The organism is Betaproteobacteria bacterium, from assembly GCA_016194905.1.
In the GTDB taxonomy this organism is placed as follows: Bacteria; Pseudomonadota; Gammaproteobacteria; order Burkholderiales; family JACQAP01; genus JACQAP01.
In genome coordinates, this window is sequence record JACQAP010000012.1 from 48,333 (window position 1) to 72,463 (window position 24,131).

General features: G+C 57.1%; 21 protein-coding genes and 1 pseudogene. 19 read left to right on the forward strand and 3 right to left on the reverse strand.

Annotated features, from left to right (window positions below; genetic code table 11):
* Positions 1–126 precede the first annotated feature (126 nt).
* From aroQ to HY067_06960, 19 genes and pseudogenes are all read left to right on the forward strand, one after another.
* A complete protein-coding gene (gene aroQ / locus HY067_06870; GenBank protein MBI3527675.1) occupies positions 127–621 on the forward strand; it encodes a type II 3-dehydroquinate dehydratase in 495 nt (164 codons plus the stop codon).
* Between the two features lie 11 nt (positions 622–632).
* Complete coding sequence (locus HY067_06875) at positions 633–1,091, forward strand: acetyl-CoA carboxylase biotin carboxyl carrier protein (protein ID MBI3527676.1); 459 nt, start codon at positions 633–635, stop codon at positions 1,089–1,091.
* A 46-nt stretch (positions 1,092–1,137) separates the two neighbouring features.
* Positions 1,138–2,493: an acetyl-CoA carboxylase biotin carboxylase subunit gene (gene accC, locus HY067_06880; protein MBI3527677.1), complete on the forward strand. Its 1,356-nt coding sequence runs from the start codon at positions 1,138–1,140 to the stop codon at positions 2,491–2,493.
* 24 nt (positions 2,494–2,517) lie between these two features.
* Positions 2,518–3,411: a 50S ribosomal protein L11 methyltransferase gene (gene prmA / locus HY067_06885; protein ID MBI3527678.1), complete on the forward strand. Its 894-nt coding sequence runs from the start codon at positions 2,518–2,520 to the stop codon at positions 3,409–3,411.
* A gap of 10 nt (positions 3,412–3,421) precedes the next feature.
* A complete protein-coding gene (locus tag HY067_06890) occupies positions 3,422–4,234 on the forward strand; it encodes a zinc-ribbon domain-containing protein (protein MBI3527679.1) in 813 nt (270 codons plus the stop codon).
* A 168-nt stretch (positions 4,235–4,402) separates the two neighbouring features.
* Positions 4,403–4,903, forward strand: a complete 501-nt coding sequence (gene tpx / locus HY067_06895; protein MBI3527680.1) for a thiol peroxidase — start codon at positions 4,403–4,405, stop codon at positions 4,901–4,903.
* Between the two features lies 1 nt (position 4,904).
* Positions 4,905–5,288: a diacylglycerol kinase gene (locus HY067_06900; protein MBI3527681.1), complete on the forward strand. Its 384-nt coding sequence runs from the start codon at positions 4,905–4,907 to the stop codon at positions 5,286–5,288.
* 103 nt (positions 5,289–5,391) lie between these two features.
* Positions 5,392–6,592: pseudogene (locus tag HY067_06905) on the forward strand (glycosyltransferase family 1 protein).
* A gap of 136 nt (positions 6,593–6,728) precedes the next feature.
* Positions 6,729–6,908, forward strand: a complete 180-nt coding sequence (locus HY067_06910; protein ID MBI3527682.1) for a hypothetical protein — start codon at positions 6,729–6,731, stop codon at positions 6,906–6,908.
* Positions 6,890–7,027 carry a phosphatase PAP2 family protein gene (locus HY067_06915; GenBank protein MBI3527683.1) on the forward strand — a complete coding sequence of 46 codons (138 nt, stop codon included), beginning with the start codon at positions 6,890–6,892 and terminating at the stop codon, positions 7,025–7,027. The genes HY067_06910 and HY067_06915 overlap by 19 nt, the downstream gene beginning before the upstream one ends.
* 264 nt (positions 7,028–7,291) lie before the next feature.
* On the forward strand, positions 7,292–9,835 hold the full coding sequence (locus tag HY067_06920; GenBank protein MBI3527684.1) for a CHASE2 domain-containing protein: 2,544 nt from the start codon (positions 7,292–7,294) through the stop codon (positions 9,833–9,835).
* A gap of 12 nt (positions 9,836–9,847) precedes the next feature.
* The gene (locus tag HY067_06925) at positions 9,848–10,672 is read left to right on the forward strand and encodes a Stp1/IreP family PP2C-type Ser/Thr phosphatase (protein ID MBI3527685.1); all 825 of its coding nucleotides are present in this window, start codon (positions 9,848–9,850) and stop codon (positions 10,670–10,672) included.
* Positions 10,673–10,684: 12 nt separating this feature from the next.
* Positions 10,685–11,500, forward strand: a complete 816-nt coding sequence (locus HY067_06930) for an FHA domain-containing protein (GenBank protein ID MBI3527686.1) — start codon at positions 10,685–10,687, stop codon at positions 11,498–11,500.
* Between the two features lie 102 nt (positions 11,501–11,602).
* Positions 11,603–13,831, forward strand: coding sequence for an adenylate/guanylate cyclase domain-containing protein (locus tag HY067_06935; protein MBI3527687.1), 2,229 nt, complete (start codon positions 11,603–11,605; stop codon positions 13,829–13,831).
* 2 nt (positions 13,832–13,833) lie between these two features.
* The gene (locus HY067_06940) at positions 13,834–14,598 is read left to right on the forward strand and encodes a 3',5'-cyclic-nucleotide phosphodiesterase (protein ID MBI3527688.1); all 765 of its coding nucleotides are present in this window, start codon (positions 13,834–13,836) and stop codon (positions 14,596–14,598) included.
* 95 nt (positions 14,599–14,693) lie between these two features.
* Positions 14,694–17,075: a Flp pilus assembly complex ATPase component TadA gene (tadA, locus tag HY067_06945; GenBank protein MBI3527689.1), complete on the forward strand. Its 2,382-nt coding sequence runs from the start codon at positions 14,694–14,696 to the stop codon at positions 17,073–17,075.
* Positions 17,076–17,116: 41 nt separating this feature from the next.
* Complete coding sequence (locus tag HY067_06950) at positions 17,117–18,754, forward strand: GAF domain-containing protein (GenBank protein ID MBI3527690.1); 1,638 nt, start codon at positions 17,117–17,119, stop codon at positions 18,752–18,754.
* A 285-nt stretch (positions 18,755–19,039) separates the two neighbouring features.
* Positions 19,040–19,558: a pilin gene (locus HY067_06955; protein MBI3527691.1), complete on the forward strand. Its 519-nt coding sequence runs from the start codon at positions 19,040–19,042 to the stop codon at positions 19,556–19,558.
* Positions 19,559–19,784: 226 nt separating this feature from the next.
* Positions 19,785–21,164 (forward strand): O-antigen ligase family protein, encoded by a 1,380-nt coding sequence (locus HY067_06960; GenBank protein ID MBI3527692.1) that lies wholly within the window; start codon positions 19,785–19,787, stop codon positions 21,162–21,164.
* A 58-nt stretch (positions 21,165–21,222) separates the two neighbouring features.
* On the opposite strand, the gene soxB is transcribed toward HY067_06960, so the two are convergent.
* The 3 genes from soxB to soxZ are packed head-to-tail and all read right to left on the reverse strand — an operon-like array spanning position 21,223 to position 24,104.
* Positions 21,223–22,899, reverse strand: a complete 1,677-nt coding sequence (gene soxB, locus HY067_06965) for a thiosulfohydrolase SoxB (GenBank protein MBI3527693.1) — start codon at positions 22,897–22,899, stop codon at positions 21,223–21,225.
* Between the two features lie 42 nt (positions 22,900–22,941).
* Positions 22,942–23,784 (reverse strand): sulfur oxidation c-type cytochrome SoxA, encoded by an 843-nt coding sequence (gene soxA, locus HY067_06970; protein ID MBI3527694.1) that lies wholly within the window; start codon positions 23,782–23,784, stop codon positions 22,942–22,944.
* A 5-nt stretch (positions 23,785–23,789) separates the two neighbouring features.
* Positions 23,790–24,104 (reverse strand): thiosulfate oxidation carrier complex protein SoxZ, encoded by a 315-nt coding sequence (soxZ, locus tag HY067_06975; protein MBI3527695.1) that lies wholly within the window; start codon positions 24,102–24,104, stop codon positions 23,790–23,792.
* Positions 24,105–24,131 lie beyond the last annotated feature (27 nt).

The window sequence follows — 24,131 nt, forward strand, 5'->3', positions numbered from 1 at the left end:
GTCCGTGCCAAAATAGGACCATGAGGGCCTGGAGGCAGTCAGAACGAAAAAACCTCGATCCGGATGCGGCGACCAATTTCGCTTAAATCTGGACAAAATCCCGTTAACTACGGCAAACTGGCCGCCATGAAAACCACCTCGAAGGGTGGCAAAGCGCGGTTCCCCTCTGCGCGAAGCCTCCGGAAGGTTCTGGTGTTGCATGGTCCTAACCTGAATCTTCTCGGCACCCGGGAGCCGCAGATATACGGGGGGGAAACGCTGGCGGACATCGGCAAACGACTGGCTGCCCAAGCTATCAGTGCCGGCATCAAGCTCGACAGCTTCCAGAGCAATTCCGAGTCCCAGCTAATCGAACGAATACAGAAAGCCCGTCAATCCGGCGTGGATTTCATTGTTATCAATCCGGCGGCGTTTACCCACACCAGCGTAGCCCTGAGGGATGCACTGGCAGCGGTCCGGATCCCGTTCATAGAGGTACATCTGTCGAACGTCCACGCCCGCGAGCCATTCCGGCGCCATTCTTACTTCAGCGACCTGGCGGTGGGCACCATTTGCGGCCTGGGGTCCAAAGGCTACGAATATGCACTGGCCTATGCGATTGCCTCTGTGCCCACGAAATAGGGACTTGCCCAATGGACCTTAGAAAACTGAAAAAACTGATCGATCTGGTGCAGGAATCCGGCATCGCCGAGCTGGAAATTACTGAAGGCGAAGAAAAGGTCCGGATCAACCGTGTCGGTAGCCCTGGACACCTAGGCATGATGACCATCCCACAAGCGCTTACACCCATGGTGGCAGCCCCGACGACCACGGTGATAACAGCGCCTGCGGCAGCGGAGGCGCCGGCAGAACCGGAGGGTCATATCGTGAAGTCGCCAATGGTGGGGACTTTCTATCGGTCCTCGGCGCCTGGGTCGAAGCCCTTTGTCGAAATTGGTCAGAACATCAATGCAGGTGAAACGCTCTGCATCATCGAGGCGATGAAGTTGCTCAACGAAATCGAAGCCGACCAGAGTGGTGTCGTCAAGAAAGTGCTGGTCGAGAACGGCCAGCCGGTCGAGTACGGCCAACCACTATTCATAATCGGGTAGCACAGCCCGGGCGGCGCAGAGCCGAGCCGCTCAGCTAGAGTCCCGCATGTTTGAAAAGATACTCATCGCGAATCGGGGCGAAATCGCCCTCCGTGTCCAGCGTGCCTGCCGCGAACTGGGGATCAAGACTGTCGCCGTGCATTCCGTCGCCGATGGCGAAGCCAAATACGTACGGCTTGCCGATGAATCGGTCTGCATCGGCCCGGCTGCGTCCGCTGATAGCTATCTCAATATTCCGGCAATCATCAGTGCAGCCGAGGTAACCGACGCCGAAGCTATCCATCCGGGTTATGGCTTCCTGTCCGAGAACGCCGATTTTGCTGAGCGCGTCGAGAAAAGTGGATTCGTATTCATTGGCCCGCGTCCCGACACCATTCGCCTCATGGGCGACAAGGTCAGTGCCAAGAACATGATGATCAAGGCGGGCGTTCCGGTCGTTCCCGGCAGCGAGGGTGCATTGCCGGAAGAGCCACAGGAAATCGTCAAGATTGCACGCAAGGTCGGCTACCCGGTCATTGTCAAAGCCGCCGGGGGCGGGGGTGGCCGCGGCATGCGCGTGGTGCATACCGAAGCCGCATTGATCAGTGCAGTGGCCATGACTCGCCAAGAAGCGAAGACGGCGTTCGGCAACCCGACCGTATACATGGAAAAGTTTCTCGAAACCCCGCGACACGTCGAGATCCAGGTACTTGCCGACGAACACCGAAATGCCGTCTATCTTGGCGATCGCGATTGCTCCATGCAGCGACGTCACCAGAAGATCATCGAGGAGGCGCCTGCGCCGCTGATTCCGATGAAGGAGCGGGTGCGCATCGGCGAGCGCTGCGCCGACGCCTGCCGCAAGATCGGCTACCGCGGGGCCGGCACCTTCGAGTTCCTCTATGAAAAGGGCGAGTTCTATTTCATTGAAATGAACACGCGCGTGCAGGTCGAGCATCCGGTCACCGAGATGATTACCGGGGTGGACATCGTAAAGACCCAGATACTGGTCGCGGCGGGAGAGAAGCTTCCGTTCCGGCAGAAGGATGTCAATTTTCGTGGACATGCGATCGAATGCCGGATCAACGCGGAACACCCTTTCAAGTTCACGCCATCACCCGGGCGAATCACCTCCTGGCACGTACCTGGCGGCCCCGGCATCAGGGTGGACTCGCATGTTTACCACGGCTACTTTGTGCCGCCATACTATGATTCGCTGATCGCCAAGGTTATTGCCTATGGCGATACCCGGGAGCAAGCCCTCGCGCGAATGCGTATCGCGCTGTCTGAAATGATTGTAGAAGGTATTCAGACCAACCTGCCGTTGCACCAGGAACTCATGTTGGATACATCGTTCATGCGTGGCGGTACCAGCATCCACTACCTCGAAGAAAAGCTCGCCAAGTACGGCAAGGTCGAGTAGCTTCGGATATCACGGAGGCATTCCATCGCCTGGCTCGCGATAGAATTATTGGTGGATGCCGCACAGGTCCTGGCGGTATCGGATGCCTTGCTTTCGGAGGGGGCACTCTCGGTGGACGTCGCCGACGCGCGGGCCGGAACGGACCGTGAAACGCCAATTTTTGGCGAGCCCGGTCAGGATCTCGAACTGGTATTTGGATCGAATCGTGTAGTCGCACTTTTCGACCCCGAAACGGACTTGCCTGTCGTGATCGACCGCGCCTGCGCCGCAGCCGGTTTTTCAGCCACGCCCGAATACAGAATCATCGAGGTTGCAGAACAGGACTGGGTCCGGCTGTCCCAGAGCCAATTCACGCCGATCCCCGTGTCTGCGCGGCTATGGATTGTTCCAAGCTGGCATTCCAGCCCGGATCCTGCAGCGATCAACATCATTCTCGATCCGGGCCTCGCGTTCGGTACGGGCAGTCATCCCACTACGCGTTTGTGCCTCGACTGGCTGGACCGGAACCTGTCGCCAGGCTGCACCGTGGTCGACTATGGGTGCGGCTCCGGCATCCTGGCGATAGCAGCGGCGAAACTTGGCGCCGCTCGCGTGCGAGGTGTCGACATCGACGCGCAGGCCGTGCTGTCCAGCCGCTACAATGCAGAACGCAATCATGTGATCGCCGAATTTTCCAACGTGGATGAAGCTCTTCCCGAGCCGGCAGATGTCGTATTGGCAAATATCCTTTCCAATCCTCTCAAAGTCCTCGCGCCATTGCTGGCAGGGCTGACGCTTCCGGGCGGAACGCTGGTGCTCTCCGGAATTCTGGTGCCCCAGGCAGTGGATGTTGCGGATGCCTACCGGTCCTGGTTCGATATTGAACCGCCAGCCATAGACGACGGCTGGGTGCGATTGAGCGGCACTCGCCTGAACTGAGGCGGGCGGCATGGATCTGTATACCCGCTGCGGAAATTGCGATACCACCTTTCGCGTCACTACACGGCAATTGCAGGCATCAGGCGGGCAGGTCCGTTGTGGGCATTGTCAGCAAGTATTTGACGCCTTCGCCACCCTGACGGCCCAGGAGCCTCTATTCGTTTCACAAGAACCGGTTGCTTCGGCGGCGGAGCAGCCGGAAGAAAGTCAGTCCGCTCTCGAATCAAGCGAACAGCCGCCAGCCGCCGCAGAGTCGCCTGTTACCCGAAAAGACGGGCCGCAACCCGCACGACCGGATCCCGCGGCCAGCTTGTACGAGTGGGAATTCAGGATGCCGGAATCGCCGCGACGCACCGTACTTTGGACAGTCCTGGCGCTGTTGCTGTCAATTGTTTTTGCCGGGCAGGCCGTCTACGCATTTCGCACCGAATTGATGGTGTTACTGCCACATTCGCGCAGCTACTACGAGCGGTTTTGCGAGTCTTTGGGATGCACCATCGGATTGCCGAAGTTATCGAGCTACCTTCATATAGAAGCGTCCGATCTGAAAGCCGTCGATCCATCGCATCCTAACGAAATTCAATTGCTACTATCGGTGCGAAACCGGGCGCCAATTGAATTGGCCTACCCGGCATTTGAACTGACGTTGACTAATTCCCTGGAACAGGCAATCGCGCGCCGCGTCTTCCTGCCCGCCGACTATCTGCCGCCCGCCGCGCAGGCAGCGGGGTTGAAGGCGGGCACCGAATTGCCGATCCAGTTGTTTCTCGATATCGGTGCCCTGCGTGCCGCCGGCTATCGGCTTTATCTGTTCTATCCGTGAAAGCGCGGCGCTGAAAAGGGATCGCCTGCGAGAACGGTAATATATCGTCTCGCCCTGTCAGGGACGCTTCACGCTTTGTGCTATGGACCCGATCCAACGAACGATATTTTAGGAGCAAGGCATGTCGATACCTGATTTTACTGGCCGTATTTTAGAGAGGAGACCTAGATGGCAACCGTAACACTGAAGGGCAATCCAGTAACCGTGGCAGGTAATCTGCCCAAAAAAGGCGAGGGCGTTTCGGACTTCAGTCTGACCGGCAAGGATCTTGGCGATGTATCGCTCAAGAATTACGCCGGAAAACGCAAGGTGCTGAATATCGTCCCCAGCCTGGATACGCCCACCTGCCAGCAATCCACGCGGGTATTCAATCAAAAGGCTTCCAGCGTGAACAACTCGATTGTGCTGGTCATCTCCGCTGACCTGCCGTTCGCCATGTCGCGTTTTTGCAGTGCCGAAGGACTCAACAACGTGGTGACCCTGTCCACTTTTCGTGGCAAGGATTTTCATGGCAAGTACGGCGTAGACATAGCGGATGGTCCGCTCAAAGGGCTGGCGGCCCGCGCAGTCGTGGTGCTGGACGAGAACAACAGGGTCCTGCATTCTGAGCTGGTGCCGGAGATTGCCAGTGAGCCGAATTACGACGCGGCGCTGGCAGCGCTGAAATGAAATGGATTCCAGCCAGATAGAAAGCCCGCATAAAGGCAAGACCGGACTGCGGCGCGTATGGAATGCGATGTTCTATTCCATCGCGGGCCTAAAAGCGGCCTACCGGCATGAAGACGCATTCCGGCAAGAAGTCCTGCTAGCGGCGTTACTGATACCGCTGGCATTGTTTCTGCCGGCCTCCGGTTTGGGAAAAGCATTGATGATCACGTCGGTGCTTCTGGTGCTGATCGTCGAGTTGCTGAATTCAGCTGTGGAAGCGACCGTGGACCGCGTGTCGCTGGAGCATCATCGACTTGCCAAGCGTGCCAAGGATATCGGCAGCGCAGCGGTGATGATGTCATTGGCAAACGTCGCCGTGATCTGGCTGCTGGTATTGTTCGGGTGAGTATTGATTCGGCATAACGACCGGCGCTGATCTATCTTTCCGTAAATAATTCGTCATCAATACGTCATCGTGGTTTCGTACTGCAACGGCAAACTTGCCGGGCATGGCCGAAAATGCTTCTGTTCTCCAGGAATCCCCTGTTGTGGCGTCACCTCTCCGGGTGGCGGTGGTCACGGAGACGTATCCACCCGAAGTAAACGGCGTAGCCATGACCCTGGGACGCATCGTCGAGGCTCAGCAGCGGCGCAATCACAGCGTGCAACTGATTCGCCCGCGGCAAGGCGCACTTGGACAATTCGGTGCACAGCGAACAGTTCGAAGAAGTACTCAAACCGGGAATCCCGATCCCGCGCTATGACGGCCTGAAGATCGGCTTACCAGCTAAGCGCGGCCTTGGCTGCCTGTGGGCGTTGAGGCGTCCGGACATCGTACACATCGCTACGGAAGGCCCGCTTGGATGGTCGGCGCTTGCTGCGGCGACCAGACTCAAGATTCCGGTTTCTACCGGATTCCATACCAACTTCCACAGCTACAGCAAGCACTACGGTACCGGATTTCTCCAGAAGCCGATCGCGGCGTACCTGCGCGAATTCCACAAACGTGCACTGGCAACGCTCGTGCCTACCGAAGGTCTTCGCCGCGAACTGGAATGCTATGGCTTCCAGAACCTGCATATCGTCTCACGGGGCGTCGACACACGCTTGTTCTCTCCGGTGCGACGAAGTCCGGAACTGCGCAGGGCGTGGGGTGCGGGTGAGCATGCAATCGTTGCAATGTATGTCGGCAGGATGGCACCGGAAAAGAATCTTCCGTTGGCGGTCAAAGCTTTTCTGGCAATGCAAGAGCGGGATCCGCAAGTGCAACTTGTCATGGTAGGGGATGGTCCCGAGCGCGCTTCCCTGGCCAGCCGCCACTCTAATGTCGTCTTTGCCGGAACGCGCTCCGGAGAGGACCTGGCGACTTACTATGCATCCGCCGACGTGTTCCTGTTTCCGAGCCTGACGGAAACGTTCGGAAACGTAACTCTGGAGGCGATGGCGAGCGGGCTGGCGGTCGTCGCATACGAATACGCAGCTGCCCGGCAATGCTTGGTGCATGACGAAAGTGGTTTATTGGCTCCATTTGGCGATTCGAGCGCGTTCGTTAAATTGGCGGCGAGCTTGATGAAGGACTCGGCGCGCATCGCGCGTTTGCGCATCCGCGCGCGCGCCGCCGCAGAGCTCATCGATTGGGAAGGCGTGGTCGACGAATTCGAGAATGTCCTGCGCGGCGTCATACAAGGGCAGGCGCCCACCCTTGGTTAAGCCTGTCCCAGGTCGTCAGTGACTGGAACTGGATGAAAGGCTTTATATTCGCTTCAATCGGGCCCCTCGACTTGAACCGGTGCGTTGCTGCCGTTCGGGTGGTTCTGCACATGATGATCGTCGGACCTTGGTAACCATGCTGTACAAGTGGCTGAAGGCCAAGACGTTGCGGCCGCGACCCTATCAGGTCGACATCGAGCCATTAGTCTGCAATGCGAGGCCGCTGGATCCGATCAGCTTCCCCTCAGGCCACGCCTTCTTGCACGCCGTTGCATTTACCGCAATCGCTTCCGCCTATTGTCCGCAACTGTCCTGATTTCTTTTACCATTCTGGCCGTTGTGTTCCGCATGGTGCTGAGTTTGCACTATCCGAACGACATGCTCGCGGGAATCGTCATCGGCATGATTGTCGCGGCAATATCCCCCTCTTTCTAATTCTAAACGCGCCTGTCCCGAGTTAAGGCTGGCGGCGTTTTCGGTCGCTGTGCAGGCCATGGATGCACGAAGGCTTTAATTCTGACAATGGCGACAGCACGGTTTCGGTGGGGGCCGTCGTTGCAATGCTCCAGATCGCCTCATTGAAAGGTCAGTTTCGCAAAAAATCATATACTTTTAGCCGGAATATCGTAGAATCTCTAGCTCAAAGGCCTTAAGTAGCTAGAAATCAAAGGCTTCAGGCATCCAATCAGGGTGGTTGGCATGAAGAGAACGGCTTTTTGGAAAGCCGACTGGTTCCTCGGACTCATCGTTGCGCTGGTGTTGTTTTTTGCATCAGGCAGTGCTCTTGTCCAAAGTCTCGAACGCCTGGCTTATGACTGGGGTGTTCGAGCATCCAGTCACGTCCCGTCGACGCGCGTAGCGGTGATTGCCATCGACGATCAGAGCATTGCTAACATCGGACGCTGGCCCTGGTCGCGTGAAATTCACGCACAGATGATCGGAAAGCTAAAGCAGGCCGGCGCGAAGGTGGTCGGTTATGCATCGTTCTTTTTTGAGCCGCAGATCGATCCAGGCTTGGCCTATGTTCAGAAGCTCACCGAGCTCTATCAGGCTCTTCCTACGCCCCAGCAGCAGAATCTGGCGCAATTTGCATCCGTACTTGGAGAGGCCGAAGACGCGCTGAACAGTGATCGGAAGCTGGCGGCCGCCGTTACCGAAGCGGGCAACGTTGCACTGCCGATGCTATTCGTACTTGGTGAACCGCTCGGTAATCCTGACAAGCCTCTTCCTGATTATGTGCTGAAGTACCAGATCACCAAGGTCGCGGACCGAATCGGCGCAGCAAACAACAACATATTTCCGGTACCGACCTTGCAAGCCGTCGCGCCGCTGCAGGAAATCGCTGGCGCCGCCGCCGCCATCGGTCACCTGAATGCGCTTCCCGACATCGATGGCAGTACGCGAACCGAACCCTTGGTAGTGCGCTACTACGACCAGTATTTCCCCTCCTTTGCAATGATGCTCGCTGCGAGAAGTCTCAATCTCGGCCCCGGCGATATCGAGATGCGGCTCGGTGAAGGTATCAAAGTGGGCAATCTTTCCATCAATACCGATCCCTACTTGCAGATGCACAGCTACTTCTACAAGGACAGGGACGGCAAGCCGGCATTTCCGCTGGACTCCTTCTACGACGTGATAACGGGGAAGATTCCCGCCGAGAAGTATCGCGACAAGGTTGTGCTTATAGGGGCCACCGCGGCCGGAGTCGGTACCTACCAAGTGACCCCGATTTCGCCCGCGATGCCACCGGTGGTCACACTGGCGCACTCGGTTTCCAGCATCCTGCAGGAAGACTTCTTCGTTGCGCCGACCTGGGGGTTCTGGGTGGAGAAGCTGGCCTTCCTGCTGGTCGCGCTCTACATCATCCTGCTGCTGCCGCGACTGAAGGCGGGAATGGGATTTGCCGTAAGTGTGGTGCTGCTGATCGCACTGATCGCGACCCACTTCGTATTGATGGCGGGCAAATTGATGTGGCTCCAGTTGATGGCCTCAGCCGTGCTGCTTGTCATCGGACACGTCTTGCTGACGACGAAGCGATTCCTGGTGACCGAGCGCGGCAAGGCCAAATCGGATCTGGAATCGGCCGAGTCCAACCGTATGCTCGGGCTCGCATTCCAGGGCCAGGGCCAGCTGGACATGGCATTCGACAAGTTCAAGAAAGTGCCGCTCAATGACGCCGTAATGGACAACATGTACAACCTTGCGCTCGATTTCGAGCGTAAGCGCCAGTTCAACAAGGCCCAGGCGGTCTATGAGTACATGGCAACGTACAACCCGAAGTTCCGCGATCTTGATCAGAAGCTCAATCGTGCGAAACAGATGTCCGAGACGGTGATTCTCGGTGGCGGCGGACGTACCAATGCCAGCACCCTGGTGCTCGAAGGCGGTTCGGTGGAGAAACCCATGCTCGGCCGCTACCAGGTGGAAAAGGAACTCGGCAAGGGCGCGATGGGTGTGGTGTATCTGGGGAAGGATCCAAAGATCGGTCGGGTGGTTGCAATCAAGACCATGGCGTTGTCGCAGGAGTTCGAAGCGGACGAACTTGAAGACGTGAAACAGCGCTTCTTCCGCGAAGCGGAAACCGCAGGCCGGCTGAATCATCCCAACATTGTCACAATCTACGACGCCGGCGAAGAACACGATCTCGCCTATATCGCCATGGAGTTCCTCAAAGGCAAGGATCTGGTGCCCCAGACCAAGCAGGGCGGACTGCTGCCATTGCCGAAGACGCTGTCGATCGTCGCGCGGGTCGCGGAGGCGCTTGCCTATGCGCACCTGCAGAACGTGGTTCATCGGGATATCAAGCCCGCCAATATCATGTACGACCCGCAGACCGATTCCGTCAAGGTCACTGATTTCGGCATTGCGCGCATTACCGATTCGTCGAAAACCAAGACGGGGATGGTGCTCGGCACGCCTTCCTACATGTCGCCGGAGCAGCTGGCCGGCAAAAAGATCGATGGGCAATCCGACCTGTTCTCGCTGGGTGTCACGCTGTATCAACTATCATGCGGCAGCCTGCCTTTTCAGGGTGACTCGATGACGCAACTGATGTTCAAGATCGCCAATGAACCGCCGATCGACATCCTGGGGGTGAATCCTGCACTTCCGGAGTGCGTAGTGGAAATTATCAACCAGGCGCTCGCCAAGAATATGGCGGAGCGCTATCAAAGCGGTGACGAGTTCGCGCAAGCCATCCGCGCATGCGCGGCTCAGTTCGATACCGTGGACGTTACTCTCTAGCGGATACCCGACATGAGCCTGATCGCCTCTCTCGAGATGGCAAAAGCGACTCACACCGGAATGGTGCGTTCGCATAACGAGGACAGCATGGCTACCGACGCCGAAATCGGCCTCGCGGTTCTGGCCGATGGCATGGGTGGCTATAACGCCGGCGAAGTAGCCAGCGGTATCGCGACTGCCCTGATCTCGAGCGAAACCCGTGAAGCGCTCGTGCGGCAGGCGCCGCACGAAGTAGACAGGGCGACCGGTTCGCCTTTTGCTACGAAGCTGCTCGCGGATATCATCGCTAAGGCCAACACATCGATATTCCAATCGGCCAACAGCCAGCCCCAATATGCCGGTATGGGTACCACGCTGGTTGTTACGTTGTTCTGTAACAATCAGATCACGGTTGCACACATCGGCGATTCGCGCTGCTATCGTCAGCGTGGCGGCAAGCTGGAGCAGGTTACCCGGGACCACTCGCTGCTGCAGGAGCAAATCGACAGCGGTCTGCTCACCAAAGAGGCGGCGAAGCGCTCCCAGAACAAGAATCTGGTAACGCGTGCGCTGGGGATCGAGCCGGTAGTGGAAGCGGAGATCCATACCTATCCGGCGCAGGAAGGCGATATCTATCTAATATGCTCGGACGGCCTCAACGACATGGTCGAGGACCAAGACATCGAGATGACGCTCGAAGCGCTGGGCGCCAACCTGCAGCTTGCAGCCGAACAACTGGTGCAGATGGCGAACGACAACGGCGGGCGCGATAATATCTCGGTAGTGCTGATCAAGGTGAAGAAGGACTTCCCGGCAGACGAGGGCTTGTTTGCGAAGTTCTTTTCCTGGTTCAAATAAAAGGACGCTGCTATGGCGAAGTTGATATTGAGTCTCGATGGTCAGTTGATCAAGGAGTTCACGCTCAGCAAGGAGCGCACTACCATCGGCCGCAAACCGCACAACGACATTCAGATCGACAATCTCGCGGTCAGCGGTGAGCACGCCATCATCATGACCATCCTGAACGACTCCTTTCTGGAAGACCTCGGCAGCACCAATGGCACGCTGGTCAACGGCCAGCCGGTCAAGAAGCATTTTCTGCAGAGCAGTGACACGATTGAGATCGGCAAATACAAGCTCAAGTACATGAATGAAGCGCCGGCCAGCATGAGTCAGTCCGAGTTTGAGAAGACCATGGTGTTGCGAGCGCCGGCTGCCGCAGCCCCCAAGCAGGAAGTCAGGAGCCCCACCGACACCCAGACGAATCTTCAGGTGACCCCTAATTTAAGCGAGGCAGGCGCCAACGTTCAGTCTGGGGCCGCTACTGCACCGGCTGCCCCGCCCGCATCCGCGCCATCGAAGACTGCGGCGTCACCTGCGGCAGCGCCGCCACCGCCTGCCACCGCAGGGGCGATGGCGCAGGGCATTGGCACCATCCAGATCCTGTCTGGCCCGAATGCCGGCAAGGAATTGCCGCTGGCGAAGCCCCTTACCACGCTGGGCAAACCTGGTGTTCAAGTCGCGGTTATCGCCAAGCGGCCGCAGGGCCACTTCATTACCCACGTGGAAGGCGCCAACTTCCCGGTGGTCAACGGCAAGACGCTCGACGCCCAGGCACATCAGCTGGGCGATCACGACATCATCGAGCTGGCCGGGGTAAAGATGGAGTTCTTCCTAAAACCCTGAGAACGGTAACGCGTCAAACCCTGCGCGGAATAGCTTCCAACAACTACCGGGCGCATCGGCCTGCGGCGTGCTCGCGGCACGCAACACGACAAGGGAGGCGGTTTGAAGAAGCACCTGGTGCGCATTGCGCTCGGGCTGGTGGTGGTCCTTGTTTTTGTTGGCCACGCCGCCGGCCGCTACAAAATCCCGTTCATCGACCGCTTCGAAAATATCGTCTATGACGCGCGCCTGCGCCTGACGATGGCCAACAATGTCGATCCGCGAATTGTCATCATCGATATCGACGAGAAAAGCCTTGCCGCAGAGGGCCGTTGGCCATGGCGTCGCGACAAACTCGGCACGATGCTTGACCAGCTTTTCGATCATTACAATGTAGGCATCGTTGGCTTCGACATCGTATTTGCCGAGCGCGACGAAAGTTCCGGACTGGGCATCCTGCGGGAGTTGGGACAGAAGGAGTTGAAGGGCAACGCCCAGTACCAGGCTGTGCTGAAGGATGTCGCGCCGCAGCTCGAATACGATCGCGTCTTCGCTGAAAAATTGAAAAACCGCGCAATAGTGCTCGGATACTACTTTTCCGACGTCAGGTCGGAAGACGGAAAAGGGCGCGCGTCCGGTGCGCTTCCCAAGCCGGTAATGCCGGCGGGCACCTTCAAAGGCAAGAACATCCTCTTTACAAGCTGGGTAGGCTATGGAGCCAACTTGGAGGAATTTCAGCAGGCGGCCGCCAGTGGCGGCCATTTCAATCCCTTGCCCGACGACGATGGCGTGATCCGGCGCGTCCCCATGCTGGCGGAGTACAACGGCGCCTACTACGAATCGCTGTCGATGGCGATGATCAGGTTGGGGCTGGGCCTGCCTCCGGTCGTGCCCGGTTTTCCGCAGGACAAGCCCTGGTCAAAAAACTATCCCGGACTCGAATGGGTAGACATGGGATCCGTGCGTATCCCGGTGGATAATCTCGTCACGGCACTGGTCCCCTATCGCGGCAAGCAGGGTAGTTTCCAATACGTATCCGCCACCGACGTGCTGCACGGAAACGCGCCGCTGAGCGACCTCAAAAGCAAGATCGTGCTGGTCGGTACGACCGCCCCGGGCCTATATGACTTGCGCGCAGCGCCTGTTGCCAGCGTATATCCGGGAGTGGAGATGCATGCCAACCTGATTGCCGGCATGCTCGATGGCAGCATCAAGCAACGACCACCCTATGTGCTGGGTGCGGAAGTAGTTTTGCTGTTGTTCTCCGGGATAGGCATGGCGCTGCTGTTGCCAATGGTGAATCCCTTGCGGGCCACGGTACTGACGGTTGTAATCATTGTCGCGGTATTCGCGACCAATGTGCTGGTATGGACCGAGGGCAACCTGGTGCTTCCGCTGGCTTCCGGACTATTGATGATAACCATGCTATTCGCGCTCAATATGTCCTACGGTTTCTTCGTGGAATCTCGCGCCAAACGTCAGATTACCGGTCTGTTCGGGCAGTATGTCCCACCCGAACTGGTCGACGAAATGAGCAAGGATCCGGAAGCCTTTTCGATGGAAGGCGAGAGCCGGGAGTTGTCGGTGCTGTTTACGGACGTGCGCGGATTCACCACCATCTCGGAGGGCCTGGACCCGAAAGAGTTATCCAAGCTGATGAATGAATTTTTGACGCCGCTCACGCGAATAATTTACAAGCATCGCGGCACGATCGACAAGTACATGGGCGATTGCATCATGGCCTTCTGGGGCGCCCCGCTCAACGATCCGCAACACGCGCGCAACTCGGTAATGGCGGGTCTGGAAATGCACCGGATCCTTGCGGAATTGCAGCCTCACTTCAAGGACAGGGGTTGGCCGCCGATTCACATCGGCGTGGGCGTCAACAGTGGCCGTATGAGCGTCGGCAACATGGGTTCGGAAATCCGGTTGGCATACACGGTAATGGGCGATGCAGTGAATCTGGCGTCGCGCCTGGAGGGCATTACCAAGCAATACGGCGTGAATATGATAGTGGGTGAAACGACGCGCGCCGAAGTGCCCGAAGTCGTATTTCGCGAGCTCGACAAGGTCAAAGTTAAGGGCAAGGAGGCCCCGGTCGCCATTTTTGAGCCAATCGGACTGTTCGATGAGATCGAAAAGGCCGTGCAGGATGAATTGAAGCTGTGGGGCCAGGTGCTCAGGCTGTACCGGGCTCGTGACTGGGATATGGCAGAATTGCAGTTGATCAACCTCATGAAGGTTGCTCCGGATAGCGGGCTTTACAGGCTGTTTCTCGAACGAATTGCGCGTTTGCGCAAGAACCCGCCGGAAGACGGCTGGGACGGTTCCTGGAAATTCGAAACCAAATAGCCATGCAGATCAGGATACTCGGTTGCAGCGGAGGCATCGGCGGAAATCTGCGCACGACCTCGATGCTGCTCGACAATGACGTGCTGGTGGACGCTGGTACCGGGGTGGGCGACCTTACCATCACCGAACTGCTCAAGATCGACCATGTTTTTCTGACGCATTCTCACCTCGATCACGTCACGTCGTTACCGTTTCTCGTGGATACCGTGGGCCCGATGCGGGAAAAGCCGATAACCGTGCATTGTGCGGAGGCCACGCGAAAAATTCTTCAGGAGCACATTTTCAACTGGAAGGTCTGGCCCGACTTCACCGAGATCCCAAGCAAGTCGTCTCCTTGCCTGCGCTATTCGACATTTGCCGTGGGCGACAGGATCGATCTTGATGGGCGCACGATCAATGTCCTGCCGGCCAACCATGTCGTACCTGCAGTCGGTTTTCAGTTTGACAGCGGCGAAGCCAGCCTGGTGTTTACCGGCGATACCACGGTGAACGACGCGTTGTGGGCGGAGGTCAACAAGATCGGTAATTTGCGCTATCTCATCATCGAAACAGCCTTTCCCAACATGGAGAAGAAACTGGCAATCGCCTCCAAGCATCTCTGTCCGAGCATGCTCGCGGAGGAGCTGGCCAAGCTGCAGCGTTCCACGCGGGTGTTCATTACACATCTTAAGCCTGGCGCCGGCACGCTCACGATGCAGGAGGTCGAGGAATGCGCGGAGCGCTATAACCCGCGCATGCTGTCCAACGGCCAGGTTTTCAAGTTTTGAATCCGGCCATTGGGAACCAAAGTGGTTTAGCAGCCACGCGGCGGCTGAGTTAGTATCGGAAAGTCGCGCTCGCAAATGGAAGAAGGAAGCAGGCCATGAGCACAGTCTTTGAAACCAAGCCACAAGCCGGCCAGAATCTGGCGGAGATGAGTCACAAACTGGAGTTTCAAAAGAGACTCCAGGCGGTGACAAACAAGATTCATGCGACTACCAACATCGACGAGATCATGCTGGAGTTGTCGCAGGACATCTGCTCGCTGTTCGAAGCCGAACGACTGACGATTTACGTGCTCTCGGAAGACAGAACTTCGATCATCTCCAAGGTCAAGACCGGGTTGTCTTCATTCAAGGACCTCAAGCTGCCGATCAACGAGCAGAGCATTGCCGGATTCGTGGCGCTATCGAAGAAGTTGATCAACATTCGGGATGTTTACGATGATAGCGAGTTGCGCGGCTACAACCCCAATCTGAAATTCCTAAAGGAAGTCGACAAACGCACCGGATTCCGCACCAAGCAGATGCTGGTGGCGCCGGTTGTCGATAGTGGAGCAAACGAATTGATCGGCGTAATTCAGGTCATCAATTCCAAGAGCGGCCAGCCGTTTTCGACCATAGCCGAGGAAGGCGCGGCGCATCTGGGCGAGACGTTGGAGATCGCACTGCGTCAGCGCAGCAGACCGGCTGCGATGCTGCGCGGGAAGTATGACCATCTCGTCACGAATGCCGTGCTTTCGGCCGAGGAAATGGAATTGGCTACGCGGTCTGCGCGACGCAAAAATCTGGATATCGAGGACGTGCTGATCGACGAGTTCCAGGTCAAGTCCCCGGCTATCGGCGAAGCGCTTTCACAGTTCTTCAAGGTGCCCTACGAGTCCTTCAAGCAGGATCGGGTCAAACCGCTGGATCTGCTAAAGAACCTCAAGCGCGACTACGTGGAAAGCAGCCTCTGGGTTCCCATTGAGGACGTCAAGGAAGGGCTGATCGTACTTACGACCGATCCCGAAAAAGTGCGTGCGTCGAAGGTGGTAAGCAATATATTTCCGAAGCACAAGATCGTTTTCAAGGTCTGCACGCACCGGGAATTCGGCGCAACGCTCGACCAGTTCTTCGGCGCGGAGTCGGGCGATACCTCCTCAATCGGCGAATTGCTGTCCACCATGGACGAAGAGGGCGACGAAGAAGGCGGGGGTGGCGCGGACGACGCTTCGCTGGCCCAGGACAACGAACTGGTCAAACTGGTCAACAAGATCATCGTCGATGCCTACCATCAGGGCGCGTCCGACATTCACATCGAGCCGTATCCGGGTAAGGGCAAGACCGAAGTGCGTTTCCGCAAGGACGGTACTTTGCAGAACTACATCTCGGTGCCGGCCAGCTATCGAAATGCGATCGCTGCGCGCTTGAAGGTCATGTGCGACCTGGATATCTCCGAAAAAAGAAAACCGCAGGACGGCAAGATCAAATTCAAGAAATTCGGACCGCTAGACATCGAGTTGCGGGTGGCCACGATCCCTTCAGCCGGCGGTGTCGAAGACATCGTGATGCGTATTCTCGCAGCAGGCGAACCCATTCCGATCGACAAACTCGGCCTATCCCAGCGTAATGTCGGCATCCTCAAGGCAACGGTCAGCAAGCCGTATGGATTGTTCTTCGTCTGCGGTCCTACCGGTTCAGGCAAGACCACTACATTGCACTCCGTCCTCGGCTATCTGAATACGCCCGAAACCAAGATCTGGACGGCAGAGGATCCGGTAGAAATCACGCAGAAAGGCCTGCGGCAGGTCCAGATGAATCCAAAGGCCGGGCTCACTTTCGCGGTTGCGATGAGGGCTTTCCTGCGGGCCGACCCGGACATCATCATGGTCGGTGAAATGCGCGACAAGGAAACAACTTCCACCGGTATCGAGGCTTCGCTGACAGGCCATTTGGTGTTTGCAACCTTGCATACCAACAGCGCTCCGGAATCGATCATCCGTCTGCTCGACATGGGCATGGATCCATTCAATTTTGCCGATGCACTGCTGGGAGTTCTTGCCCAGCGGCTGGCAAAGCGGCTGTGCTCGAAGTGCAAGGCTTCGCATGTTGCGACCCAGGAAGAACTCAAGTCGATTCTCGAAGAGTACACCGCCGAACTGCGGAATACCGACAATTGGAAGCGCGATCCCAAAGCGGCATATGAGACTGTCTATCGCGAGTGGGTGAAAATGTTCGCGGACGACAAGGGGCAATTCACCCTTTATACACCCGTCGGTTGTGATACCTGCGGAGGGACCGGTTACAAGGGCCGCGTCGGTTTGCATGAATTGTTGGTCGGCAGCGATGCGGTGAAGAAGCATATTCAGGAGCATGCGCGTGTTGCCGAGATCGTTGCCACCGCGCTGGCGGAAAACATGCGCACGCTCAAGCAGGATGGTATCGAGAAGGTGCTGCAGGGTGTGACGGATATGCTCCAAGTCAGGGCCGTTTGCATAAAGTAAGTCACGACACTTCGGGGCATTCCGGCCCGGAAAAAACCACGATGAGTGAACCGACCTCCACAGAACTGTTCCGCCGACTGGAGGAACTCAATGGGATCGGCATTTCGTTGTCGAAGGTAAAAGATACCAATCGCCTGCTTGAGGCGATTCTGGTGGCGGCAAAGAAAATCACGAATGCCGATGGTGGAACGCTCTACCGTGTGGATGCGGACAAGAAGCTCGTCCACTTCGAGATCCTGCGCACCGACTCATTGAATATCGCCATGGGTGGCACGACGGGAGTGGAGGTGCCGTTCTATCCGGTGCGGCTTTTCGACGATGACGGGCGGCCGAATAATTCGATGGTCGTCGCTTATTCGGTTCTGCGCGACGAGACGGTCAACATCGCGGATGCTTACGCCGCGAAGGGTTTCGATTTCACCGGAACCAAGAGCTTCGACGGAAAGACCGGCTACCGTTCGGAATCCTTTCTCACGGTGCCGATGAAAAATCATGAAGACGAAGTCATCGGTGTGTTGCAACTGATCAACGCCAAGGATCGCCAAAACGGCGCAACGGTGCCGTTCTCCGAAGCCGATCAGCGTCTCGCGGAATCCCTGGCGTCCCAGGCGGCCGTAGCGCTCACGAACCGCCAGTTGATCAACCAGCTGGAAGGATTGTTCGAATCCTTCATCAGCTTGATAAACGCCGCGATCGACGATAAGTCTCCCTACACCGGCGGACATTGCCAGCGCGTTCCCATGTTGACGATGATGTTGGCCGAAGCGGTGAATGAAACCGACGAGGGGCCTCTCTCCGGCTTCAGGATGACGGACAAGGACCGTTACGAACTGAAGATCGCCGGGTTATTGCATGATTGCGGCAAGGTCACAACCCCTGTTCACGTGGTGGACAAGGCGACCAAACTGCAAACTATTTTCGATCGCATCACGTTGGTGGATACCCGGTTAGAAATACTCAAACGCGACGCCGAGATCGCGAGATTGAAGACCAAGCTCAACTCGCCGGACAACCGGGCCGGCGAATGGGAGAGGGCCGACCGTGAATTGAAAGCACGGTTGCGCCAGATCGAGGAAGACCGGCAGTTCCTGCGCTTCTGCAATTTTGGATCCGAAGCGATGCGCGCGGAAGATCAGCAGCGGGTGCGCGATATCTCGAAGACGTATCGCTGGCGTGACGTCGACGGCAATGAGGCGAATTTCCTGACCGCCGACGAAGTCAACAATCTGACCATTCGTTCCGGAACCCTGACGCAGGAGGAGCGGCAGATCATCAATCATCACATCGAGGTGACGATCAAGATGCTGGAGTCGCTGCCCTGGCCCAAGCATCTGAAAAACGTCGCCGAGTATGCCGGGGGACATCATGAGCGCATGGATGGCAAAGGCTATCCACGAGGATTGAGCCGCGAACAGATGTCGGTGCAGGCGCGGGTGATGGGGATCGCCGATATTTTCGAGGCCCTTACCGCAAAGGACCGGCCTTACAAGAAGGGCAAGACGCTTACCGAATCGCTGCAAATCCTCGGCAAGTTCAAACTTAACGGCCACATCGATCCGGATCTGTTCGACATATTCGTGCGCAAGAGGGTCTATTTGAAGTATGCGGAACAGTTTTTGGATGCCGATCAGATCGATGAGGTAGACGAAGCGGCCCTCCCGGGTTATCACTCTCGGTGACGAACTGCGTCAGTTACTGCCGATTGGCCCATGTTGGTTTATGTCCGCGTTAATAAGAGGGGGGCTCGTTAACACCGGAGCATAAACGAACGTGGACTTCTTTCCTGTTACGGCGACTTCAAATGGATCCTCTAACCATCTGTTAATTAGTGTATTTATTGTTTTCTTGAAATGAGTTGCGTGATTTGACCGCGAGATTTGCCGCGTTGGCACAGGGTTTGCGATACCGGTGTCGAACACCTGAATTTCAGCGTGTTTGTTCACTAACCATCAAGGAGTTTAGCCATGAAGGCCGTACAAAAGGGTTTTACCCTTATCGAACTGATGATCGTTGTCGCGATCATCGGTATTCTGGCAGCGGTTGCGTTGCCGGCATACCAGGACTACACCGCGCGTGCCAAGATGTCTGAAGCCATTCTGGCTGCGTCGGCCTGCCGTACCAGCATCACCGAGACCGTCCAATCGGCCAGCGCGCTGCCTGGTCCCGGTCTGTGGGGTTGCGAGTCGAGCGCTACTCTCACGCCTCAGGTCTCCAAGTATGTGACCTCGATCAAGACCAGTTCCAAAGGTGAAATTCAAGTGAAAGTAACGGGCATCAATGCGACCAGCATTGATGGCATGTCCATCGTTCTCCAGCCCTCGCAGGCTCCTACAAGCGCCGTGGCGCCGATTGTTGGAGCTGCGGTTTCCAGCTGGTTGTGCGGCCCGGATCCGGCGAACGCGAAGGATATTGGCAAGTACCTGCCGGGCTCCTGCCGTGCGAGTATAGCGGTGTACGCAAACGATTTCGCTTCAAGCACCTAATGTACTGTGATAGTTGGGAAGTTTTCGAAACCCAACCGTATCGAGAAGGCGCCTCCCGGGCGCCTTCTTTTTTGCTGACTACAATCGTTTGCTTGACGTTACGCCGACTCCGCAAAAATTACCCGCCTCGATCGTGCTCCCAGCCCCCGTAAAAATTCAGACGAAATTTCGATTTGATAATGGCCGCCTGGTATTCGCGCCGGCATTGGTGGGCATCTGCTGTTACTTGATTCTGGCTGCAGTGTGGATGCCGGGGCTGGCGCCCAGGCTCTACGACGACGCCCGCTACGTAGAACTCGGCCTGCTTGCGTTTGTCATACCCCAACTGTGTCGCCTCGCGATTGCCGATGCGCTCACCGGCGCATGGCTCTCCATGAGCGTTTCATTCCGCTTTCTGGTGCTGCTGTTCCTTGCGGGCGGCACGGTAGCAGCGGTAGTGTCCCCTGCGGTGAATCTTGGATTGCTCGAAATCGCATTGACGGCACAGCTCATTATCCTGGTTGGAGTCGTTGCGTGCGCAGTACGTGAGGGACGGGTACAGGCGGAAATGGTTTTGACTGTTTCCGTCTTCGCTGGTGCGGCGCTATGCGCGCTGAAGTTCTGGGTGATCTACATCCTTTACGCGTTCGAGGGGAAGGCATTTCCCTGGGTGAGCCCATTTCTGGAGTTCGCCAACGTTCGCTTCTTCAGTCAGTATCAGGCCTATGCTCTTTTTCTGGCCGTCATTCCGATGTTCATTCCGAACATCGGCAAAGGCTGGCGGCTTTTGTTTTTCTTTGTCGCGGCCAATTTCTGGGCGCTGCACTGGATGGTCGGCACGCGTGCGGCCTGGCTGGGGCTTTTCGTTGCGGTTGTCGTGGTGCCGGCGTTTCTCCGGAAAGGAAAATTGACGTGGCTGCGGTGGCACGCGACGGCGATTCTCGCCGGAGCAATCATCTATCTTGTTTTTTCCCATTTTGTCCAAGTCCTGCCGGATATCGCTCCGGTCCCCGGTGTGAACTCGATTGTCGAACGCGGGCAGGGCAGCATCGATGAAAGAATCGCGCTCGCCCGGACCGCGTTGCAATTAGTTCGGGAACATCCGCTGCTTGGCGTGGGCCCCGGCCAGTTCGGCCTTCAACCCTATCCGATGAATGCCGCGCATCCACACAATGTTCCGCTGCAATTACTGGCGGAATATGGATTGATTGCGGGCACGGCAGGAATCTGGCTTGGTGCCTTATTGTTCATATTCGTCATTCGGACACTGAGAGAACAGCCATCTGGAGCAACGGATGCAATCGGCCCCAGTCTCATTGCTGCATTGCTGATGGGAATGACCGACTCGTTATTCAGCGGCAATCTGATAATGCCCCAGAGTCAGGTATTGTTCTGCGTGATAGCAGGATGGATAGCGGGCCGGTCGTTGCCGGTCGGGACCACAGTATATTCGGGAGCCGTCGCTTTTCGGACGCACAGGTTCGCGATTGTTTCGACCGGACTGGGCGCGGTCGCGATAACCACGATTCTGGCGCTCGAATATCTTCCGCTGGCGCGCGACCTTCCGGCCTGGTTGCCGCGCTGGAATCCGCATTTCTGGCAATACGGACGCTTCTATAACTGGTAATGGTAAGAAGCGGGGTGTTTGCCTCCTGCCGCGCCGACAATGCCGCCGGCAGTGGCGGTTAGCGCAGCTTCGGGATGTTGACAGACTTGATATTCACCGTGCCCCTCCGGATGAGATAGTCCTGCAGCGGTTCCCATACCGGCGCGCCTGCGGATTCCGTCTCGACGACCGATGCCCAGCCGGCGACTCGGTAGGTCCGGTCGGCGTCCATCGGGATTTCGTCGATTCGTAAGTTCTCGATCCGTTTGCCGATGGAGGCACGCGGAATACACGTATAACTGAGTCCGCCTGTACGTACCATATCGCCGCCCTGACGATAGTAGGGATCGGGATTGAAAAGATTGTCGGCGATATCTTCCAGCGCATCCTTGATTTCCGCGCCAGTGAGATTGCGCACCGTGATTCCAGGATAAGTAATGGCCGTCTGCGCCATCACATCCTCGACCGTAATCTCAGATCCGGGCAACAAGGTTGTGCCCCATCGAAATCCAGGCGACACCGCAATCTCCGCATCCTGCGATTGCTGGAGACAGCCGAGAATTATTTCGTCGAGGGAACCGTTGAAATTGCCGCGGCGATAAAGCAGATCGTCGGTGACCGCCAGAACCTGCCCCAGGGACCGTTCGAAAGGCTGTCTGATCCGGGCAACAAGTGCGGTCATTTCGGTATCGGGCTCCAGCAGACCGGAAAATACCGGCATCAGTGAATAGTCGCAGGCGGTTTTGCCGTGGCTGGAAAAGATGTCGAGTACCCCGATGAACTTGCCGTTCGATCCTGCATTGGCGACCAGTGTTTCGCCCCCGTTGTTTTTGACCCGGATTGGTTTTGGCAGCGGGTCATGAGTATGGCCGCCCAGAATCGCTGTCAGGCCTTCGACACGACTGGCTAGCTTCAAATCGACATCAACACCGTTATGCGAAAGCAGCACGATGGCCGCCACCTTGAACCGGCGAACTTCGTTTATGGTTTCACGCAAAGATTGTTCATGAATGCCGAAGGTCCAGTCCGGGATCAAATGCTGAGGATTGGCGATCGGGGTATACGGGTAGGCTTGCCCGATGATTGCCACATCCATGCCGTCGATCTCCTTGATGATGAACGGCGAGAACACGCGATCCCCGAAATCGCGCGTGAAAACATTGTGGGCAATGAAATCGATCGAACCCAGCATGTCATGCTGGATCAAATCCATGACCCGTTCAGCGCCCAGGGTGAATTCCCAGTGCCCCGTCATGACTTTGACGCCAAGCAACTTGCTGGCCGCGACCATGTCGGCGCCGCGTGTCCACAATGCAGCGGCCGAACCCTGCCAGCTGTCCCCGCCGTCCACGAGTATTGCTCCCTGGCGCTGCGACTGGATTGATTTCACCAGAGTGGCGAGGTGAGCGAAGCCGCCCATCTTGCCGTATCGCCTCGCCAGTTCCTCGAAGTCGAGGTGCGTAAATGCGTGGGCGAGGCGGGAGCCGCGCCGCAGTCCGTAGTGTCGCAGCAGCGCTTCGCCGGTCAGATGCTGCGGCCTGCCTGCTGATTCGCCGACGCCGATATTGATGCTGGGCTCGCGATGATGGACCGGCAGCAACTGCGCGTGGCAATCAGTGAGATGGATCAGACTGGCAACACGCTTGCGTTCCGGTAGGCGATATAGCGGCGAGGCGTTGCTGGCAAGTGCGGGTGCAGTCAGACTCCCGGAGATCGAGGCGAGCGCCAGCGCCTGCAGAAATTCACGGCGGTGCATCTGTCTTGTAAAGCGGGAATTGGTCGAAATGCCGTTCGCTGCTTACTTGCGGTAAACCGACGCACGCATCGACAAGCCGTTGCTGAGATAGGACTGGAAGTACTCGAGATTGTTGAGTTCTTCGCTGCCCGCCGGAAACGGAGATGCACGCATCTGTTCCATGCAACGCCGGTAGCGCATGTGCAATGTGTTCAAATTGTCGCCGCCGCGGAAAACCGGCCAATGCGTGGTCTGGCCGACGGCAGGAGAGAGAATCTCGGTGCGCAGAATCTTTCCCGCGTTGGCCATGTGACAGGAAGCGCAGGCGAAATTGTATTGGCCGATGCGTGTGAAATAAAGCTTCTTGCCCTGCTCATATTTTGCAAGCGCCCCGGCGCCTTCCACCCGCACGTCGACGCGCATGCCGTCGGAGAGCGTGCGAGCATAGGCGGTGACGATACCCATTGTCGCTTTGTCGTTGAATCTATATTCCGCTTCGCCGTTAGCGCGCAGGCAGCGATTGATCTCCATTTCGAACGTGACAACCTTGTCGCCGCCTGAATCGTAGTAGGGGTAGTTGCCGGCGACATTGCGGCCGCCATCGGTAAAGCAGTCGGCAAAAGTTTTACCGTTCCTGAAGGGCGTTTCCCACAAACTTCTTCCTCTGTCGATGTCGCCCTGGAAGGGGGGGAATCCCATGATACTGTCGAACTGTGTCTTGGCGTCGCTGGAGAGCATCAATGCACCGTTGACGTAGTTTTCCAGCGGCACAGTCGGAAATTTCTCGTGATAGAGAGCGATGAACACTGCACGATCCTGTTCGGGTGATGCAAAGGATTGTCCGGCCGCGCATGTCAGCGCCAAGCCGGCCATCAAGAAACTTTTCAGGGCATTTGTCCGTCGCATTGGAATCAATTGAGCGTCGTCTCGATGCTCGCCTTCTCGCCCTTGTTGTCTTCCCAATTCACCGTGACCTTGTCACCCGGCTTCGCGCCGCGTATCCGAAAATTGACGAAAGGATTTTTCGACACGGCCTGACTCCACTGCGCATCCATCACCGTCTTGCCATTGTGCGTGGCGACTACGCGCTGAATGAAATGCAGCGGTATGACTTCGCCGGAAACGGGATCCTTGCGCAGCCCGGTCTCCATCGGGTGGAACATCAATACCTTTACGTCGGCTACATCGCCCTGGAGCTGGGCGCGAATTTTCATTGCATCAGCCATCTCTGATTTTTCCTGATTGCTTGTCCG

Bases quoted from the DNA above. Each gene is read 5' to 3' on its own strand.
- aroQ (MBI3527675.1), top strand. From the start codon at position 127: ATGAAAACCACCTCGAAGGGTGGCAAAGCGCGGTTCCCCTCTGCGCGA.
- HY067_06875 (MBI3527676.1), top strand. From the start codon at position 633: ATGGACCTTAGAAAACTGAAAAAACTGATCGATCTGGTGCAGGAATCC.
- accC (MBI3527677.1), top strand. From the start codon at position 1,138: ATGTTTGAAAAGATACTCATCGCGAATCGGGGCGAAATCGCCCTCCGT.
- HY067_06890 (MBI3527679.1), top strand. From the start codon at position 3,422: ATGGATCTGTATACCCGCTGCGGAAATTGCGATACCACCTTTCGCGTC.
- tpx (MBI3527680.1), top strand. From the start codon at position 4,403: ATGGCAACCGTAACACTGAAGGGCAATCCAGTAACCGTGGCAGGTAAT.
- HY067_06900 (MBI3527681.1), top strand. From the start codon at position 4,905: ATGGATTCCAGCCAGATAGAAAGCCCGCATAAAGGCAAGACCGGACTG.
- HY067_06910 (MBI3527682.1), top strand. From the start codon at position 6,729: ATGCTGTACAAGTGGCTGAAGGCCAAGACGTTGCGGCCGCGACCCTAT.
- HY067_06920 (MBI3527684.1), top strand. From the start codon at position 7,292: ATGAAGAGAACGGCTTTTTGGAAAGCCGACTGGTTCCTCGGACTCATC.
- HY067_06925 (MBI3527685.1), top strand. From the start codon at position 9,848: ATGAGCCTGATCGCCTCTCTCGAGATGGCAAAAGCGACTCACACCGGA.
- HY067_06930 (MBI3527686.1), top strand. From the start codon at position 10,685: ATGGCGAAGTTGATATTGAGTCTCGATGGTCAGTTGATCAAGGAGTTC.
- HY067_06940 (MBI3527688.1), top strand. From the start codon at position 13,834: ATGCAGATCAGGATACTCGGTTGCAGCGGAGGCATCGGCGGAAATCTG.
- tadA (MBI3527689.1), top strand. From the start codon at position 14,694: ATGAGCACAGTCTTTGAAACCAAGCCACAAGCCGGCCAGAATCTGGCG.
- HY067_06950 (MBI3527690.1), top strand. From the start codon at position 17,117: ATGAGTGAACCGACCTCCACAGAACTGTTCCGCCGACTGGAGGAACTC.
- HY067_06955 (MBI3527691.1), top strand. From the start codon at position 19,040: ATGAAGGCCGTACAAAAGGGTTTTACCCTTATCGAACTGATGATCGTT.
- soxB (MBI3527693.1), bottom strand. From the start codon at position 22,899: ATGCACCGCCGTGAATTTCTGCAGGCGCTGGCGCTCGCCTCGATCTCC.
- soxA (MBI3527694.1), bottom strand. From the start codon at position 23,784: ATGCGACGGACAAATGCCCTGAAAAGTTTCTTGATGGCCGGCTTGGCG.
- soxZ (MBI3527695.1), bottom strand. From the start codon at position 24,104: ATGGCTGATGCAATGAAAATTCGCGCCCAGCTCCAGGGCGATGTAGCC.